This is a genomic window from Streptomyces sp. NPDC059166, assembly GCF_042755185.1.
Taxonomy (GTDB): Bacteria; Actinomycetota; Actinomycetes; order Streptomycetales; family Streptomycetaceae; genus Streptomyces.
Genome location: NZ_JBHZCI010000028.1, coordinates 36,932 through 51,596, shown reverse-complemented (window position 1 = coordinate 51,596; position 14,665 = coordinate 36,932). Strand labels below are relative to the sequence as shown.

The 14,665-nt window shown below is 71.1% G+C and carries 15 protein-coding genes; 1 reads left to right on the top strand and 14 read right to left on the bottom strand.

What is annotated here, in order from left to right; all coding sequences use genetic code 11:
* Positions 1 to 56: 56 nt before the first annotated feature.
* Together ACFXOA_RS21405 and ligD are read right to left on the bottom strand one after the other, a co-directional pair.
* Complete coding sequence (locus ACFXOA_RS21405) at positions 57 to 1,127, bottom strand: ABC transporter permease (protein WP_385030688.1); 1,071 nt, start codon at positions 1,125 to 1,127, stop codon at positions 57 to 59.
* Positions 1,124 to 2,134 (bottom strand): non-homologous end-joining DNA ligase, encoded by a 1,011-nt coding sequence (gene ligD / locus ACFXOA_RS21400; protein WP_385030824.1) that lies wholly within the window; start codon positions 2,132 to 2,134, stop codon positions 1,124 to 1,126. Before ligD ends, ACFXOA_RS21405 begins: the two co-directional genes overlap by 4 nt.
* A 94-nt stretch (positions 2,135 to 2,228) precedes the next feature.
* Here ligD and ACFXOA_RS21395 point away from each other — a divergent pair, with 94 nt between their 5' ends.
* Positions 2,229 to 3,290, top strand: coding sequence for an ATP-dependent DNA ligase (locus ACFXOA_RS21395; protein WP_385030685.1), 1,062 nt, complete (start codon positions 2,229 to 2,231; stop codon positions 3,288 to 3,290).
* Between the two features lie 4 nt (positions 3,291 to 3,294).
* On the opposite strand, the gene ACFXOA_RS21390 is transcribed toward ACFXOA_RS21395, so the two are convergent.
* The 12 genes from ACFXOA_RS21390 to ACFXOA_RS21335 are packed head-to-tail and all read right to left on the bottom strand — an operon-like array spanning position 3,295 to position 14,665.
* Positions 3,295 to 4,533: a lytic murein transglycosylase gene (locus ACFXOA_RS21390; RefSeq protein WP_385030682.1), complete on the bottom strand. Its 1,239-nt coding sequence runs from the start codon at positions 4,531 to 4,533 to the stop codon at positions 3,295 to 3,297.
* Between the two features lie 19 nt (positions 4,534 to 4,552).
* Positions 4,553 to 5,308, bottom strand: a complete 756-nt coding sequence (locus ACFXOA_RS21385) for a hypothetical protein (RefSeq protein WP_385030679.1) — start codon at positions 5,306 to 5,308, stop codon at positions 4,553 to 4,555.
* 31 nt (positions 5,309 to 5,339) lie between these two features.
* A complete protein-coding gene (locus ACFXOA_RS21380; RefSeq protein WP_385030676.1) occupies positions 5,340 to 5,870 on the bottom strand; it encodes a nuclear transport factor 2 family protein in 531 nt (176 codons plus the stop codon).
* Between the two features lie 14 nt (positions 5,871 to 5,884).
* The gene (locus tag ACFXOA_RS21375; RefSeq protein ID WP_385030673.1) at positions 5,885 to 6,484 is read right to left on the bottom strand and encodes a hypothetical protein; all 600 of its coding nucleotides are present in this window, start codon (positions 6,482 to 6,484) and stop codon (positions 5,885 to 5,887) included.
* Positions 6,481 to 7,002 carry a hypothetical protein gene (locus tag ACFXOA_RS21370; RefSeq protein ID WP_385030670.1) on the bottom strand — a complete coding sequence of 174 codons (522 nt, stop codon included), beginning with the start codon at positions 7,000 to 7,002 and terminating at the stop codon, positions 6,481 to 6,483. Before ACFXOA_RS21370 ends, ACFXOA_RS21375 begins: the two co-directional genes overlap by 4 nt.
* The gene (locus ACFXOA_RS21365) at positions 6,999 to 8,246 is read right to left on the bottom strand and encodes an MCE family protein (protein ID WP_385030667.1); all 1,248 of its coding nucleotides are present in this window, start codon (positions 8,244 to 8,246) and stop codon (positions 6,999 to 7,001) included. The genes ACFXOA_RS21370 and ACFXOA_RS21365 overlap by 4 nt, the downstream gene beginning before the upstream one ends.
* Positions 8,246 to 9,391 carry an MCE family protein gene (locus tag ACFXOA_RS21360; protein ID WP_385030664.1) on the bottom strand — a complete coding sequence of 382 codons (1,146 nt, stop codon included), beginning with the start codon at positions 9,389 to 9,391 and terminating at the stop codon, positions 8,246 to 8,248. The genes ACFXOA_RS21365 and ACFXOA_RS21360 overlap by 1 nt, the downstream gene beginning before the upstream one ends.
* Positions 9,388 to 10,518 carry an MCE family protein gene (locus ACFXOA_RS21355; RefSeq protein ID WP_385030661.1) on the bottom strand — a complete coding sequence of 377 codons (1,131 nt, stop codon included), beginning with the start codon at positions 10,516 to 10,518 and terminating at the stop codon, positions 9,388 to 9,390. The genes ACFXOA_RS21360 and ACFXOA_RS21355 overlap by 4 nt, the downstream gene beginning before the upstream one ends.
* 1 nt (position 10,519) lies before the next feature.
* Positions 10,520 to 11,536 carry an MCE family protein gene (locus ACFXOA_RS21350; RefSeq protein WP_385030658.1) on the bottom strand — a complete coding sequence of 339 codons (1,017 nt, stop codon included), beginning with the start codon at positions 11,534 to 11,536 and terminating at the stop codon, positions 10,520 to 10,522.
* Positions 11,533 to 12,564, bottom strand: coding sequence for an MCE family protein (locus ACFXOA_RS21345; RefSeq protein ID WP_385030656.1), 1,032 nt, complete (start codon positions 12,562 to 12,564; stop codon positions 11,533 to 11,535). The genes ACFXOA_RS21350 and ACFXOA_RS21345 overlap by 4 nt, the downstream gene beginning before the upstream one ends.
* Positions 12,561 to 13,862, bottom strand: coding sequence for an MCE family protein (locus ACFXOA_RS21340; protein ID WP_385030653.1), 1,302 nt, complete (start codon positions 13,860 to 13,862; stop codon positions 12,561 to 12,563). Before ACFXOA_RS21340 ends, ACFXOA_RS21345 begins: the two co-directional genes overlap by 4 nt.
* Positions 13,862 to 14,665, bottom strand: a complete 804-nt coding sequence (locus tag ACFXOA_RS21335) for an MlaE family ABC transporter permease (protein WP_385030650.1) — start codon at positions 14,663 to 14,665, stop codon at positions 13,862 to 13,864. Before ACFXOA_RS21335 ends, ACFXOA_RS21340 begins: the two co-directional genes overlap by 1 nt.

Here is a 14,665-nt window from a genome sequence, read left to right as displayed (position 1 = left end):
CCTTCGTCCGGATCATGCCGGCCCCCGTGAGCCCGGCAGGGTCCGGACGAACAACCCTATGAGGCCGTGGCCGCGTGCTCGGGCACGCGGTCGCGGCCTCCGGGGTGCCGGTGGCGCCACACCCAGAAGACCGTGCAGGACACCAGCGCCCAGGCCGCCAGCACGAGGTACGGGAACACGTACTGATGGCCCTGGTAGTAGACCGCGGTGTGCTGGGCGTTGACCGAGGCACCGGGAGGCAGCCAGCGCCCGATGTGTCCGAGGAGCGAGGGCAGCAGCGGCCAGGACACCGCGCCGCCCGAGGACGGGTTGCCGAGCAGCACCATGACGCCCCAGGTGGGGATCATCGCCCAGCGGCCCATCAGGGTGTTGAACATCGTGAAGACCATGCCCGAGGTGAACATGGTGAACGCGAGGATCATCCACGACTGCGCGAAGGGCAGGTCCAGCGCCCCGAGCCCCCAGTCCACGACGGCCGCGATGGCGAAGCCGCCGAGCAGGGCGTACGCGACGGTGAAGAGGATCCGTTCCAGCGGGAGCAGGGCGCGGGCGTGCACGCTGAGCTGGATCGCCCCGAGGAAGCCCATGATGACGGCGGCGAGCGAGATGTAGAAGAGCGCGAGGCCTCGCGGGTCCCCCTTCCCGAGGGGTTTGACGTCCTTGACGGCGAGGGGGATGTCCAGGGCACGCGCCACCTTCACCCCTGTCTCGGCGAGAAGTTGGGCGACGGAGGCTCCGGAGGCTCCGGCGACCTGCATGGCCACGCCCTCCCCCGCGCTCCGCAGGATCACGAAGACCCGCTGTTCCTCCAGGGCTTCCCGGGCGGCCGCGCCGTCCGGGTACCGGTGGAGTTCGAGCGACGCGCCGAGCGCCCCTTCCATGCCTTTGACGAAGGGGGCGGCCTGGGAGGTCCTGGGTCCTTCGACCACCGCGGCCGGGATCCTGTGCGGGGTCGGGTCGGCCATGGCGTAGGTGTACGAGCCGGCGAAGAGGCCGGCCGCCGCGGAGACGATCAGGACCAGGACGACCGCGGGAAGGTACGGCGACTTCTTGAAGGCCTCCCACGACTCCCTCCGGGTCGGCGGCCTTCCGTGTGCCCCGTGCTCGCCGCCGGCCCCCGGAGTCACGCCGGATCGCCGTCGTCGTGCCGGGCACGGCTGGGCTGGACGCGCTTGGGCTCGCCCGGCATCTTGGGGTACTCCGGCGGGTAGGGCAGGTCGCCCAGCTTGTGCTCGTGCTCGTCCCTGCGCGCGAGTTCGAGCAGTTGGTCGAGCCGGAAGGCATGGTCGTCCATGTCGGCGTGCAGGTCGCCCACCTCGGCGTACCGCACGGGCATCGTCCGCAGGTCGAAGTCGCGGGGCTCGGCGTCGTCGATCTCCTCCCAGCGCAGCGGGGCGGAGACCGGGGCGTGCGGGAACGGACGTACCGAGTAGGCGGAGGCGATGGTGCGGTCGCGGGCGGTCTGGTTGTAGTCGACGAAGATCCTCTCGCCGCGCTCCTCCTTCCACCAGGCGGTGGTGACCCGGTCCGGCATCCGGCGCTCCAGCTCCCGTCCCACCGCGATGGCGCACCGTCTGACCTGGGTGAACGTCCACTCCGGAGCGATCGGCACGAAGACGTGGATTCCGCGGCCGCCCGAGGTCTTGGGCCAGCCCCGCAGTCCGTTGTCGTCCAGCACCGCGCGCAGCTCGTGGGCTGCGCGGACCGCGTCGGCGTAGTCGGTGCCCGGCTGCGGGTCGAGGTCGATGCGCAGTTCGTCGGGGTGGTCGGTGTCCGCTCTGCGTACCGGCCAGGGGTGGAAGGTCAGGGTGCCCAGGTTGGCGGCCCACAGGACGGCGCCGATCTCGGTGGGGCACATCTCGTCGGCGTGGCGGCCGCTGGGGAACTCGATCCGCGCGGTGGGAGTCCAGTCGGGAAGGTTCTTGGGGGCCCGCTTCTGGTAGAAGAAGTCGCCCTCGACGCCGTCCACGAAGCGCTGAAGGGTGGTGGGCCGCTCGCGCAGTGCCCGCAGGATCCCGGGCCCGACGGCCTGGAAGTAGTCGGCCACGTCCTTCTTGGTGTAGCCCTTCTCCGGGAAGTACACCTTGCCCGGGTTGGACAGACGTACGGCCCGTCCGTCCGCGTCCAGCTCCACCGCTGTTCCTGCTGCCATGTCCGACACCGTAGGCTGGGCCCACATATGCCGCATATCGGAAGCGGCGGTCCGTGCGGTGGGTGAGAATCGGGCCATGGACCTGCCGGTGATGCCTCCCGTGAAGCCGATGCTCACCAAGTCCGTGAAGCGGATTCCGCCGGGCATGCAGTACGAGGCGAAGTGGGACGGCTTCCGGGCGATCGTGCACCGGGACGGTGACGAGGTGGTGATCGGCAGCCGGACCGGCAAGCCGCTCACCAGGTACTTCCCCGAGGTGGTCACCGCCGTCCTGGAGAATCTGCCGTCCCGGTGCGTGATCGACGGTGAGATCGTCCTCCCGCACGAGGGCCGGCTCGACTTCGACCGGCTGAGCCAGCGCATCCATCCGGCGGACTCCCGGGTGCGGATGCTCGCCGAGCGGACCCCGGCGAGTCTCGTCGCCTTCGACGTACTCGCGCTGGACGGCACCTCCCTGCTCGACGCCGCGCAGACCGAGCGGCGCCGGATCCTGGAGGGTGCCCTGGCCGCTGCCTCGGCGCCCGTGCACCTGGCCCCCGCGACCACCGACGCGGCCCTCGCGCGGGACTGGTTCGAGCGGTACGAGGGCGCGGGGCTCGACGGGGTGGTCGCCAAGCCGCTCGATCTGCCCTACCGGCCGGACACGCGGGCCATGTACAAGATCAAGCACGAGCGGACCGCGGACTGCGTGGTGGCCGGCTACCGCTTCCACAAGAGCGGCCCGGTCGTCGGTTCGCTGCTCCTCGGGCTGTACGACGGCGAGGGCTCGCTGCAGCACGTAGGGGTCTGCGCGGCCTTCCCCATGAAGCGTCGCGCCGAACTGGTGGAGGAGCTGGATCCGCTGCGTACCGACCCCGCCGGTCACCCCTGGGCCGCCTGGGCGGACGCGACGGCACACGAGGGTGCCCGGCTGCCCGGAGCGCCGAGCCGCTGGTCCGGCAAGAAGGACCTGTCGTGGGTGGCGCTCGCTCCCGAGCGGGTGTGCGAGGTGGCGTACGACCACATGGAGGGTGACCGTTTCCGCCACACGACCCAGTTCCGCAGGTGGCGGCCGGACCGCACCCCTGACGGCTGCACCTACGCGCAGCTGGAGGAAGTGGTGCGGTACGACCTGTCCGAGGTGCTGGGCACCGGCTGATCCGTCACGCGGAGGGGGTCGGGAGGGGACACGGGCCGTCGGAGGCGACTTCGCCCGTGGTGGCGGCCGGGTCGGGCTCCTGCGACGGAGTGGGACAGGCCGGGTCCGAGGTGCTGGGTTCCGGATCGGGAGTGGCGGTCGGGTCGGGCGACTCCGTCGGATCGGGTGTGGTGGGGTCGGAAGTGGCAGTCGGGTCGGGCGTGACGTCGTCGGTGGGTTCGGGGCTCGGCCCCGGGCCGGTGGGGTCGGGGCTCTCCCCGGGATCAGGGGTGGTGGTCGGGGACGGCGTGGCGGGTGAGGTGGAGGGCCGGGGTGTGCCGGTGGGCTGCGGGCCGACGACCAGGCCGCCGCCCTGGCCCGGAACGCCGGGGCTGCCGGGCCCGCCCACCGGGGTCTTCGGCGCGTGCGGGCCTCCCGCGCCCGGGCTCCTGGGGATCACGCCCTTGCCGTCGGCCACCGGATGGACGCCCTTCCGGTAGAACTCAAGCCAGGAGAGGACCGTACGCAGATAGGTGTCCGAGTGGTTGTAGCTGAGGACCGCCCTGTCCAGGTCCGCCTTCACCGACAGGTCGCGGGTGCCCGCGCAGAGGTAGTGGCCGGCGGCGAGGGCGGCGTCCGCGATGTTGTCCGGGTCGCTGCGCCCGTCGCCGTTGCCGTCCCGGCCCCAGCGTGCCCAGGTCGACGGGATGAACTGCATGGGGCCCACGGCACGGTCGTACGTGGTGTCGCCGTCGTACACCCCGCCGTCGGTGTCGGGGATGTTCGCGAAGCCCGCACCGTCGAGGACCGGTCCCAGGATGGGGGAGAGCGTGGTCCCGGATGCGTCGACCCGTCCCCCGCTCGCGTGGCCGGACTCGACCTTCCCGATGGCCGCGAGTAACTGCCAGGGGAGGCGGCAGCCGGGGTCGCTGCGGCCGAGGGAGCCCTCGGCCCTGCGGTAGGCGGCCAGGACGGTGGTGGGGATTCCGGCCTCGGCCCACGACTGCGCCACCGCCGGACCCGGTCCGCTCCCCCGGGCCGCCCTGCGCGGGGGCTGTGGGGACTCCAGGGGCGGCAGCTCGGTGTGATAGCTGTCGTCGTTGGGTACCTCGGTCCACACGACGTCCTCGGAGGCCACGTTCTTCGGGTCGTCCGCGACCACTCCCGGGATCCCGGGGCCCTGGGACGCGGTGAGCGCGGCCATCGCCGCGACCGCGGTGGCCGTCCCGGTGAGCCCGCGGCGCGTTTTCCCGTTGAACCTCATGTGTCCTGCCTCTCCTCGGTCATCGCGCGAACGTATCGATGGCCGCGATCCGCCAGGTGTCGCCGCGGCGAACGGCGTCCACGGCGAACATGGCCGCCGCGTACGTCGTCTCCTCCTTCTTGCCGGTGCGGGTGTTGCTCTGGTCCGCGAAGACCAGCACGCGTGCCCGGTCGCCCTCGATGAGTTCGACACCGCTCTCGGTGACGGTGGTGGTGAGCACGAGCTTCTGTTGCGGCGCCTGTGCCCTGACCTCGGCGAGCATGTCCTGGTGCTGCCGGACGGCCTTGCCGGTCAGATATCTGCCGACAGCCAGGTCCGACTTCCCGGGCGAGGCGTAGGTGTAGGAGAAGACCGCTTCCACCGCCTCGGTGACCTGACCCTTGACCTCGCTGGTCCGGCCGATGTCGGTCAGGGCGGTGTTCTGCCGGGTGGGATCGTCACGCAGTTCGGTGGCGGAGGCGAACGACCACGCGGCGAAGGCGCCGAGGAGGACGGTGGCCGCGCAGAGCACGGCGGGGAGAGGGATCCGCAGGTGCGGCAGCCGGCCTCGGAGTCCTCCGCCCCGGACCGGGCCTTCCTGCTCCGCGGCGTCCCCCTCGCGCGGGGGCCGGGGGGACTCGGCGGCCGCGGGACCGGCCGCGGGATCCGGCGGCAGAGCGTCCTTGGTGGTCCGCTCGTCTGCCACCGGTTCCCGGGCCGTGACCGCCCGCGGGGTGGCCGGGGGCGCGGCGGCGAGCCGGCGCCGGCGGTTGACGAGGTGGCGGGTGGTCGACATGTCGGTGGTCCTTTCGGGCGGGAGTTCGGGGTCAGCCGGCGGTGTTGCCGACGGGCGCCTGTCCGAGGGCGCTGAGCTTCCATCCCTCGGAGGTCCGGGTGAGCTGCCCCAGCATCCGGCTCTCCTTCGCCGTGGGCTTGCCCTCGGGCGCCGTCACGGTGACCCTGAGCGCCACCATCACCCCCGCCCTGCCCGCCCTGTCGTCGAGCTCCGTCACGGCGCCGGAGAGGATCTTCGCCGTGCTGACGGTCCTGGCGGATTCGATCTGCTTCACGAACGCGGCCCGGCCGTCGACGAGTTGCCTGTGCAGGTCTCCGGTGGTGGAGTCCTCCCAGCTGTCGAGTCCCTCCTCGACCCGCGCGTGGTCGAGGGTGTTCATGTTCTGTACGGCCTGCTCTCCCGCGGCCAGCGCCTCGTCGCGGGCCTGCGCGAAGGCAGCCGCGTCGTCGTGGGCCGCGTCGTACCACGACCACCCGCTCCATCCCGCCGCACCCGCCGCCACGACCGTCAGCGCGATCGCCGCCGCCACCAGCGGATTCCCCGTCGTCCGTACCCGTGCCATCGGTGCCTCTCCCCTTACCTGGAGGTGATGTCGACGATGATCCAGCGGCCGCCGCGCAGCTCCGCCGTCACCGAGAGCTGCGCCCCCGCGGTGGTGGGGACCTTTCCCTCGCGCTCGTACACCTGGTCGAGGAAGACGAGGAGATGGGCGCCGCGGTCGTCGAGCCGGGTGACCCCGGCGCGTACCGCCTGCGAGGTGAGCGTGAGCTTCTGGTCGGCCGACTGCTTCTCGACCTGGCCGTAGAGGGCGGCGTACTGCCGGAGCGCTTCGCCCCCGAGCAGCCGCTTCGCCGATTCCTTGGTGGCGGCGGTGGACCGTGGACCGTAGGAGAAGACCTTGCTCAGGGCGCTGCTCACGTCGCCGGCGACACGAGCGGTCTCCGCGGTGTCGGTGAGCGCGCGGTTCGAGGTGGCGGGGGTGTCACGCAACTGCCGTGCCTGGACGAGGAGTACGGCGCCGGTGGCGAGCATGGCCACGGCCAGTAACGCCGCCGCGCCGCGCCGCCGCGCCGCACCGCGGCCGGTGCCGGGCCCAGCTCCCGAACCCCCTTCCGCCTCCTCGGTCCCCGCGTCCGGGGGCACGTCCTCGATCGTGGTGCCTCCGGTCCGCCTCATCCGCCGCTCCCGACCGGTATCGCGTCCAGTGCCTTGACCTTCCAGCCGTCCCCGGTCCGGGCGAGCGTCGCCTCGAAGCGCTTGCGCTCGGTTCCGCCCTTGCCGGTGCGCGGGGTGACCGCGACGTCCACGGTGGCGATCAGCGCCGCCGTGCCCGCCCGATCGTCGAGTGCCGTGAGGGCGGCGTCGGTGACCTTGCCGCGCGCGGTCGCACCGGATCCGGTGAGTTCCGCCGCGTCCTTCTCGCGCGTCCGCTCCAGCCGGTCGTGCAGCGGGCCGGTGGACACGGACAGCCATGCGTCGAGGCCCTTTCCGACGGTGGTGGCGCTCCGGCCGTCCATGCTGTTCAACCGGGCGAGGTGGCTCCTCCCGTCGGCGATCGCGGCGTCGCGCGCACCGGCGTACGACAGTCCTTCGTCGGTACGGGCCTGCGCGTAGGACAGGATGCCGAACGCGCAGACCAGCGCCGCCGCGAGGAGGGCGGTCCAGCCGCCGAACCTCCTGGTGCGGGCGTTCACTCGCCGCCTCCCAGGCCCAGCAGACCGGCCATGCCGTCGGGGGTACGGCGGGCGTCCGCCCCGCTCGCGCCCGGTACGGCGGCCTTGCCTCCGGTGAGCAGCGCCCCGGGCTCGGCCGGTTCCGGCACACCGCCGCCCCCGGGGGCGTTGGCGCTGCCGCGGACGTTGATCCCGCTGCCGGGCGGGGAGGCGCAGCGCGCCCCGGTGTTGACGGCCGGGGCGGCCGAGAGATCCTTGCCGGGCCGGTAGGTGGTCGCGCCGTATCCCTCGGTGCAGGGCAGCGGCTCGAAGAAGGTGACGGCCATTCCGAAGCGGGCCCTGCCGTCCTCGTCGATGATGCTCGCTCCGGCGGCCGCGACCGCGGGTACCTTCACCAGGAGCTCCTCCAGGCCGCGTTGGCGGGTGACGGCGATCTCGGAGGTGGTGAGGAGGTTGGCGACGACGACTCCGAAGCCCGGTTCGACGTCCCGCAGGAGCCCGCTGATCTGGGCGGTCGCCGCGGGAGCGGCAGCGATCAGCCGCCGCAGGTCGGTGTCGGATCCCTTGAGTTCGGCGGCCAGCCGCTCGGCCCCGGACGCGAACCCCTTGAGCGCCCGGCCCTGTTCGGCCTGGGTGCGCAGGACCGTCTCGCCGTCCGCCATCAGCCTGGTCGTGGTGGGCAGGGCCTCGTCGGCGGCCTCCACGAACTCGGCTCCGGTGTCGAGCAGGACCTGGAGGTCGTCGCCACGCCCCTCGAACGCCGCGCCGAACTCCTCGACGACGGTGCGCAGGGCCTCGGTGTCGACGGAGGCGGTGAGGTCGTTGACGCTGGTGAGGACGTCGGTGACGGGTGCGGGGATGGTCGTGTCTGCCTGGTCGATGACGGAGCCGTTCCCGAGGAACGGGCCGTCGTCGCGGGTGGGCCGCAGGTCGACGTACTGCTCACCGACGGCGGAGAGGCCGGCGACGACGGCGTGCAGGCTGTCGGGGATGGGGGGTGCGTCGTTCTCGATGCGCAGTTCGGCCTCGACGCCGTCGTCGGTGAGCTCGATCGGACCGACGCGACCGACGGAGACACCGCGGTAGGTGACGTCGGAATGGGTGAACAGACCGCCGGTCTGCGGTAGTTGCACCTTGACGGTGTAGTAGCCGCGCAGTCCGACGTAGTGGCCGAGGTCGGCGTACCGGATGCCCAGGTAGCCGAGCACGAGCACCGCGACGACCAGGAAGGCGATGTTCTTGAGCCGGGTGGCGGGGGTGATCATCAGCGGGTGCCCTCCGTGCCGGACGCGGTGACCGGGGGAAGCGGCAGGGGCAGCGCCGAGCCGGACCTCCGGGTGCCGGCCGCCCCGGAGGTCTCCGGGGTGAGTGCGGGGATGATCTGCGTACCGGGCACGGCGGTCACGTCCAGGTAGACGTTGAGGTAGTCGCCCTTCACCCCGCGGAGCACCTCGTCGGTGAACGGATAGGTGAGCAGCACCTGCAGGGAGTCGGGCAGGTCCTTCCCGGAGTCGGCGAGTGCGGTGAGGGTGGGGGCGAGCGCCTTGAGGTCGGCGATCATGTCGGCCTTGCTCCTGTTGACCGTGTCGACGGCGACGGTGGAGAGCGTGTCGAGCGAGCGCAGCATGGTGAGCAGTGATCCGCGCTGCTTCTCCAGGACCTTCAGGCCGGGGCTGAGTCCGGTGAGCACGGTTCCCACGTCCTGCTTCCGGGTGGCGAGGGTGGCGGCGAGGCGGTTGACGCCGTCGAGCGCGTCGGTGATGTCCTCCTTGTGGGTGTCCAGGTCGGTGACCAGCGTGTCGACCCGGCTCAGCATCGAGCGGATCTGGGGTTCCCGTCCCGCCAGTGCCTTGTCGAGCTCGGTGGTGATGGTCTTCAGCTGGGCGACGCCGCCGCCGTTGAGGAGCATGGACAGCGCGCCGAAGACCTCCTCGACCTCGGGGTTGCGGTTGGTGCGGACGAGCGGGATGCGGTCGCCGTCGGAGAGCGAGCCCTGCGCGGTGCCGTCGGCGGGCGGTGAGAGCTGGACGTACTTCTCGCCGAGGAGGCTGGACTGTTCGAGGTGGGCGTAGGCGTTGGCCGGCATCCTGACCTTCCCGTTGACCCGCATCGTCACCCTGGCGGTCCAGCTGCCGGGGGTGAGGGAGATCTTGGTGACCCGGCCCACGGCGACGTCGTTGACCTTGACGGACGACTGGGGCGCGAGGCTGAGGACGTCCGCGAACTCGGCGGTGATCTCGTACGGGTGGTCACCGAGGTCGGCGCCGCCGGGCAGCGGGATCCGGTCGATGTCGGGCATCGACGGCAGGCCGGTGGCCGTGGCGACGACCGCGAGGCAGAAGCCGGCGGCGGCCAGGGCGCCGAGGCTCGTGACCACGCGGGTGCCGGTGGTGCTCAGGGCGGGGCTCATCGGTCCGCCTCCTTCTCACGGCCGGTCTTCCCCGGGGCGTCCGCGGGGGTGCCGTAGACGGTGCCGACGGCGGGCAGCGGCAGGACGGGCAGCGTCTTCCGCCGGGTGGCGTCCACCGGGGCCAACCCGCCCAGGCCGGCGGGCGCCCCGGGGTCGAGGACGGGTCCGCCCATGGACAGTTCGTTGAGGTTCGTACGCCCGTCGAGGGTCCGGTTCGCCGGGTCGTAGGCGTTGAGCACGTTGCCCGCCGCGAGCGGGAGCGTGTCGAGCGACTCGGCGAGCGAGGCCCGCTGGTCGACCAGGGTCTGGGTGAGCGGCACCAGGAGGTCCACGTTCTTCTTGAGCGAACCGCGGTTCTTCCGGATGAAGGTCTTGACCTGACCGAGCGCGGTGCCCAGTTCCCTCAGGGCGGCGCTGAGGTTCTCCTTGTCGTCGGCGAGGAAGCCGGTGACGGAGTTCAGCTGCTGCTCCGCGGCCCGTACGTCACCGTCCTTCTCCTTCAGCATGGTGGTGAAGGTCTGCAGGTAGGACAGCGTGCCGAAGAGGTTCTCGCTGCTCTTGTCGAGCGTCTTCGTCGCCTTGCCGAACTGTTCGACGGACTCCCCGATCGCCTTTCCGTTGCCCTTGAGGTTCCTGGACCCGGTCTCCAGGAGTTCGGAGAGGGCACCGTCGGCGTTGGCCCCGTCGGGACCCAGTGCGGTGGAGAGTTCCGTGATGGACTCGTAGAGCTGGTCCACCTCGACGGGGGTGGCGTTGTCCGCCGCGGGCAGTACGGCGCCGTCCTCCAGCCGGACTCCCCCGGTGTAGGCGGGGGCGAGCTGCACGTACCGGTCGGCGACGAGGCTGGGAGCGACGACGGCGGCGTGCGCGTCGGCGGGGACGTCGACGCCCTCGTCGAGGCGCAGGGTGACACGGACCTGCTCGCCCTTCGGTTCCACCGACTCGACGGTGCCCACCCGCACCCCGAGCACCCGCAGGTCCGATCCGGGGTACACACCGGTCACCCGGTCGAAGTAGGCGGTGATCGTGGTGGTGCCCTCCTGGTCCATGGCCGCCACTCCGGAGCCGACGGCCACGGCCACGACGGCGAGCCCGGCTCCGATGCCGATGATGCGGGTCCGTCTCATGTCAGCGGCCCCCTTGCTTGGGCGGCATGCAGTCGTTCGCCGGGGGCGTGCCCTTCGGCAGGTAGTCCTTGGGGACGACCCCGCAGACGTAGTTGTCGAACCAGCGTCCGTTGCCGAGGGTGTTGCCGACGAGCCGGTTGTAGGTGCCGGCCGTCGAGAGCACCTTGTCGAGGCTCTTGCGGTTCTTCACCAGGACCGTGGTGACCCGGCCGAGCGAGTCGAGGGTGGGTTTCAGCTGCTTGTCGTTGTCCGTGACGAGGCCGGTGAGCTGGGTTCCGAGGTCACGGGTGCCGGTCAGCAGCAGGTGGATGGAGTCGCGCCGCGCCTGGATCTCCCCGAGGAGCAGGTTGCCGTCCTCCAGGAGGGTCTCGAAGCTGCTCTTCTTCGAGGCGAGCGTCCTGGTCAGCTGTCTGCTGCCCTTGAGGAGGGTGGCGAGTTGCGCGTCGCGCTCGGAGACCGTCTTCGACAGTGCGGAGAGGCCTTCCGCCGCGGTGCGTACATCGGGTGGTGAGTCCTTGAAGGTGGCGGAGATGGTCTCGAAGCTCCGGGCGAGCTGCGCGGTGTCCAGCTCACCGATCGTCTCGCCGAGTCCGTCGAACGCCTGGGTGACGTCGTACGGTGAGGTGGTACGGCCCGACCCGATACGGGAGTCCGGGTCCTGCGGGGCGTCACCGAGCGGGTCCACGGCGAGGTACTTGTCGCCCAGGAGGGTCTTGACGGCGATTCCGACGGTGGAGGAGTTCCCGATCCATGCGTCCTCCACCTCGAAGTCGACCTTCACCTTGGCGCCGTCGAGCGAGACGCCGGTGACCTCTCCGACCTTCACACCGGCTATCCGGACCTCGTCGCCGGCGTCGAGGCCGGCGGACTCGGTGAAGTCGGCGCTGTAGGCGGTGCCGCCGCCGATGAACGGCAGGGCGTCCGCCCGGTAGGCGGCGAGGCCGATGAGTGCCAGGACGACGAGCCCGGCGGCTCCGACGGCGACGGGGTTCCGTTCGCGTGCGGGCTTGATCCTCATCCGGTGCACCTCGATCCGCCGATCGTGATGCCGGTGGGCGGGGCGCTTCCGTCCTCGGTCGTCACGCCGGCCACCTTCGCCTCGCAGAGATAGAGGTTCAGCCAGGACCCGTACGAGGTGAGGCGGGTGATCGCCTCCATCTTGGCGGGCGTCTTCCTCAGGAAGCTCTCGATCGTCGGCGCGTTCCTGTCGAGCTGCCCGCTGAGTCTGCCGAGCTGCGCGATGTCCTTCTTCAGGGGAGCCCTGCCGTCCTCCAGCAGGTCCGCGGTGACGGTGGTGAGCGCCCCCATCGCGGTGACCGCGTCGCCGAGCGGCTTGCGGTCGCCGGAGAAGCCCTTGACGAGCTTCTCCAGGGTGACGACGAGCTCGTCGAATCCCGCCTCGCGGTCGTTGACGGTCTTGAGGACCGTGTTGAGGTTCTTGATCACCTCGCCTATCACCTTGTCCTTGGCCGCGACGGTGCCGGTCAGCGATCCGACGTGGGAGAGGATGCTGTCGACCGTGCCGCCCTCGCCCTGGAGGACCTGCACGATGGAGCCGGCGAGCTGGTTGACGTCCGGCGGGGAGAGTCCTTCGAACAGGGGCTGGAAGCCGTTGAAGAGCTGGGTGAGGTCGAGCGCGGGGGTGGTGCGCGAGAGCGGGATCGTGGCCCCCGGCCGGAACTCCGTCCCCACCGGCCCGGCACCCTGGTCCAGGTCGATGTAGCGCTGGCCCACCATGTTGAGGTACTTGATCGAGGCGGTCACCGATGCGGGCAGCTCACGGCCCTTGCGCACGGCGAAGCCGACCTCCGCCTCCCGCCTGTCGGCGACCCCGATGGACTCGACCTGCCCGACCTCGACCCCGGCGATGCGGACGCTGTCGCCGACGACCAGTCCGGTGACGTCGGTGAACCGCGCCTTGTACGAGGTGGTGTCACCGACACCCGTGTCGGCGATCGACAGGGCGAGGACGGTGGTGGCCAGGGACGTCACCACGACGAAGACGAGGGACTTGACCACGGGTCCCGCGAGGGAGCGGCGCTTCACCTGAGCTTCACCTCCGCTCCGCGGAACGCCGGACCGATGAGCACGCTGCTCCAGTCGGGCAGGGACTGGGGCCGGACGTCGAGCGACGGGGCGACGAGTTCGTTGACGAGCAGGCTCTCCTGCGGAGAGTTGGGCATGCCGAGTGCGGCGTCGGGTGCCGGCCCTGCGGCCTCGCCCCCCGCACCGGAGTCCGGTGCGGCGGCGGGGGCCTTGCGCGCGTCCGCGGTCGGGACGGTCCCGCCGGTGTAGGGAACCGAGTAGCAGCGGGGGCCACCGGTGGCGCCGTAGACCGGGGTGTCCCGGCCCGCCACGTACTTGCCCTTGGACTCCACCGCCTTGACGGTGACGTGGAGCCCAGGTTCGTCGGTGCCCTTGCCCAGCGCCTTGTCCATGGCGGGCACGAACGCGGCCATGGTGCGCAGGGTGCAGGGGAAGGCGTCGCTGTACTCGGCGAGGAGTTCGAGGGTCGGCCGGCCGGCGGCGGAGAGACGGATCAGGTTGTCCTTGTTCCTCCGGAGGAAGGCGGTGACGTCGTTCGCGGAGGCGGTGGTGGATCCGTACAGTCCGGCGAGTTCCGCCTCCTGCCCGGCGATCGTGCCGCTGGTGGTGGTGAAGTCGGTGAGTGCGTCCAGGACATCGGGCGCGGCATCGGCGTACAGGTGGCTCACCTTGACGAGCTCCTTGATGTCCTCGTTGAGTGTGGGCAGTTGGGGGTTGAACTCCTTCAGATGCGCGTCGAGGGTGACCAGGGTGTCGCCGAGCTTGTCACCGCGTCCTTCGAGCGCCTGGGAGACGGCGCCCAGGGTGGCGGCGAGTTTCTCCGGCTTGACGGCGGTCAGCATCGGCAGGACGTTGTCGAGGACCTCCTCCAGCTCGACGGCGTTGCTGGAGCGGTCCTGCGGGATCACCGCCCCGGCCTTCAGGGGCTCCGCCGAGGGCACTTCCGGCGGTACGAGGGCGACGAACCGCTCCCCGAAGAGGGTGGTGGGCAGCATCTGCGCGGTGACGTCGGCCGGGATCCGCTCCAGACGGTCCGGCTCGATGGCGAGGGTGAGCCGGGCCCCGTCGCCGTCGGCCTCGATGTGGCGCACCTCGCCGATGACGACTCCGCGCAGCTTGACCTCGGCGTTGTCGTGCATCTCGTTGCCGACGCTTCCGGTGCGCACGGTCACGACGGCGTCGTCGGTGAAGTCCTTCTCGTACACCGAGACCGACACCCATACGAGTACGACGGGCACGAGCACGAAGGCCGCACCGGCGAGTCTGCGGCGTACCGTCCGCGCGGTGGAGTCGGTCATCAGCCGGCCACCTTCACCGTGGTCGTGGCGCCCCAGATGGCGAGGGAGAGGAAGAAGTCGGTGACGCTGATCAGCACGATGGCGTTGCGTACCGACCGCCCCACCGCGACCCCCACGCCGGCCGGGCCGCCGGTGGCGTGGAAGCCGTGGTAGCAGTGGGCGAGGATCACCAGCACGCTGAAGATCAGCACCTTGAACACCGACAGCAGGACGTCGTCCGGGGAGAGGAAGAGATTGAAGTAGTGGTCGTAGGTGCCGGCCGACTGCCCGTTGAACAGGACCGTGACGTAACGGGAGGCGAGGTAGGAGGAGAGCAGCCCGATCGCGTAGAGCGGGATGATGGCGACGACCCCGGCGATGATCCGCGTGGTCACGAGGTAGGGCATGGAGCGCACGCCCATCGCCTCGAGGGCGTCCACCTCCTCGTTGATCCGCATGGCGCCGAGCTGGGCGGTGAAGCCGGCGCCGACGGTCGCCGAGAGGGCGAGTCCGGCGACGAGCGGGGCGATCTCCCGGGTGTTGAAGTAGGCGGAGATGAATCCGGTGAGCGCGGAGGTGCCGATCTGGTCGAGGGCGGCGTACCCCTGGAGACCGACCACCGTGCCCGTGGCGAGGGTCATGGCGATCATCACGCCGATGGTTCCGCCGATGACACCGAGGCCGCCGCTGCCGAAGGCGACCTCGGCCAGGAGCCGTTGGACCTCCTTGAGGTAGCGGTGCAGGGTCCTCGGGATCCAGATCAGAGCGCGTACGTAGAAGGTGAGCTGTTCGCCGGAGCGGTCCAGCCAGCCGAGCATCGACAT

Coding starts and splice junctions, on each gene's coding strand:
- ACFXOA_RS21360 (WP_385030664.1), bottom strand. CDS start 9,391: ATGAGCCCCGCCCTGAGCACCACCGGCACCCGCGTGGTCACGAGCCTC.
- ACFXOA_RS21365 (WP_385030667.1), bottom strand. CDS start 8,246: ATGATCACCCCCGCCACCCGGCTCAAGAACATCGCCTTCCTGGTCGTC.
- ACFXOA_RS21395 (WP_385030685.1), top strand. CDS start 2,229: ATGGACCTGCCGGTGATGCCTCCCGTGAAGCCGATGCTCACCAAGTCC.
- ACFXOA_RS21385 (WP_385030679.1), bottom strand. CDS start 5,308: ATGTCGACCACCCGCCACCTCGTCAACCGCCGGCGCCGGCTCGCCGCC.
- ACFXOA_RS21350 (WP_385030658.1), bottom strand. CDS start 11,536: ATGAGGATCAAGCCCGCACGCGAACGGAACCCCGTCGCCGTCGGAGCC.
- ACFXOA_RS21355 (WP_385030661.1), bottom strand. CDS start 10,518: ATGAGACGGACCCGCATCATCGGCATCGGAGCCGGGCTCGCCGTCGTG.
- ACFXOA_RS21335 (WP_385030650.1), bottom strand. CDS start 14,665: ATGTCGATGCTCGGCTGGCTGGACCGCTCCGGCGAACAGCTCACCTTC.
- ACFXOA_RS21375 (WP_385030673.1), bottom strand. CDS start 6,484: ATGAGGCGGACCGGAGGCACCACGATCGAGGACGTGCCCCCGGACGCG.
- ACFXOA_RS21380 (WP_385030676.1), bottom strand. CDS start 5,870: ATGGCACGGGTACGGACGACGGGGAATCCGCTGGTGGCGGCGGCGATC.
- ACFXOA_RS21390 (WP_385030682.1), bottom strand. CDS start 4,533: ATGAGGTTCAACGGGAAAACGCGCCGCGGGCTCACCGGGACGGCCACC.
- ACFXOA_RS21340 (WP_385030653.1), bottom strand. CDS start 13,862: ATGACCGACTCCACCGCGCGGACGGTACGCCGCAGACTCGCCGGTGCG.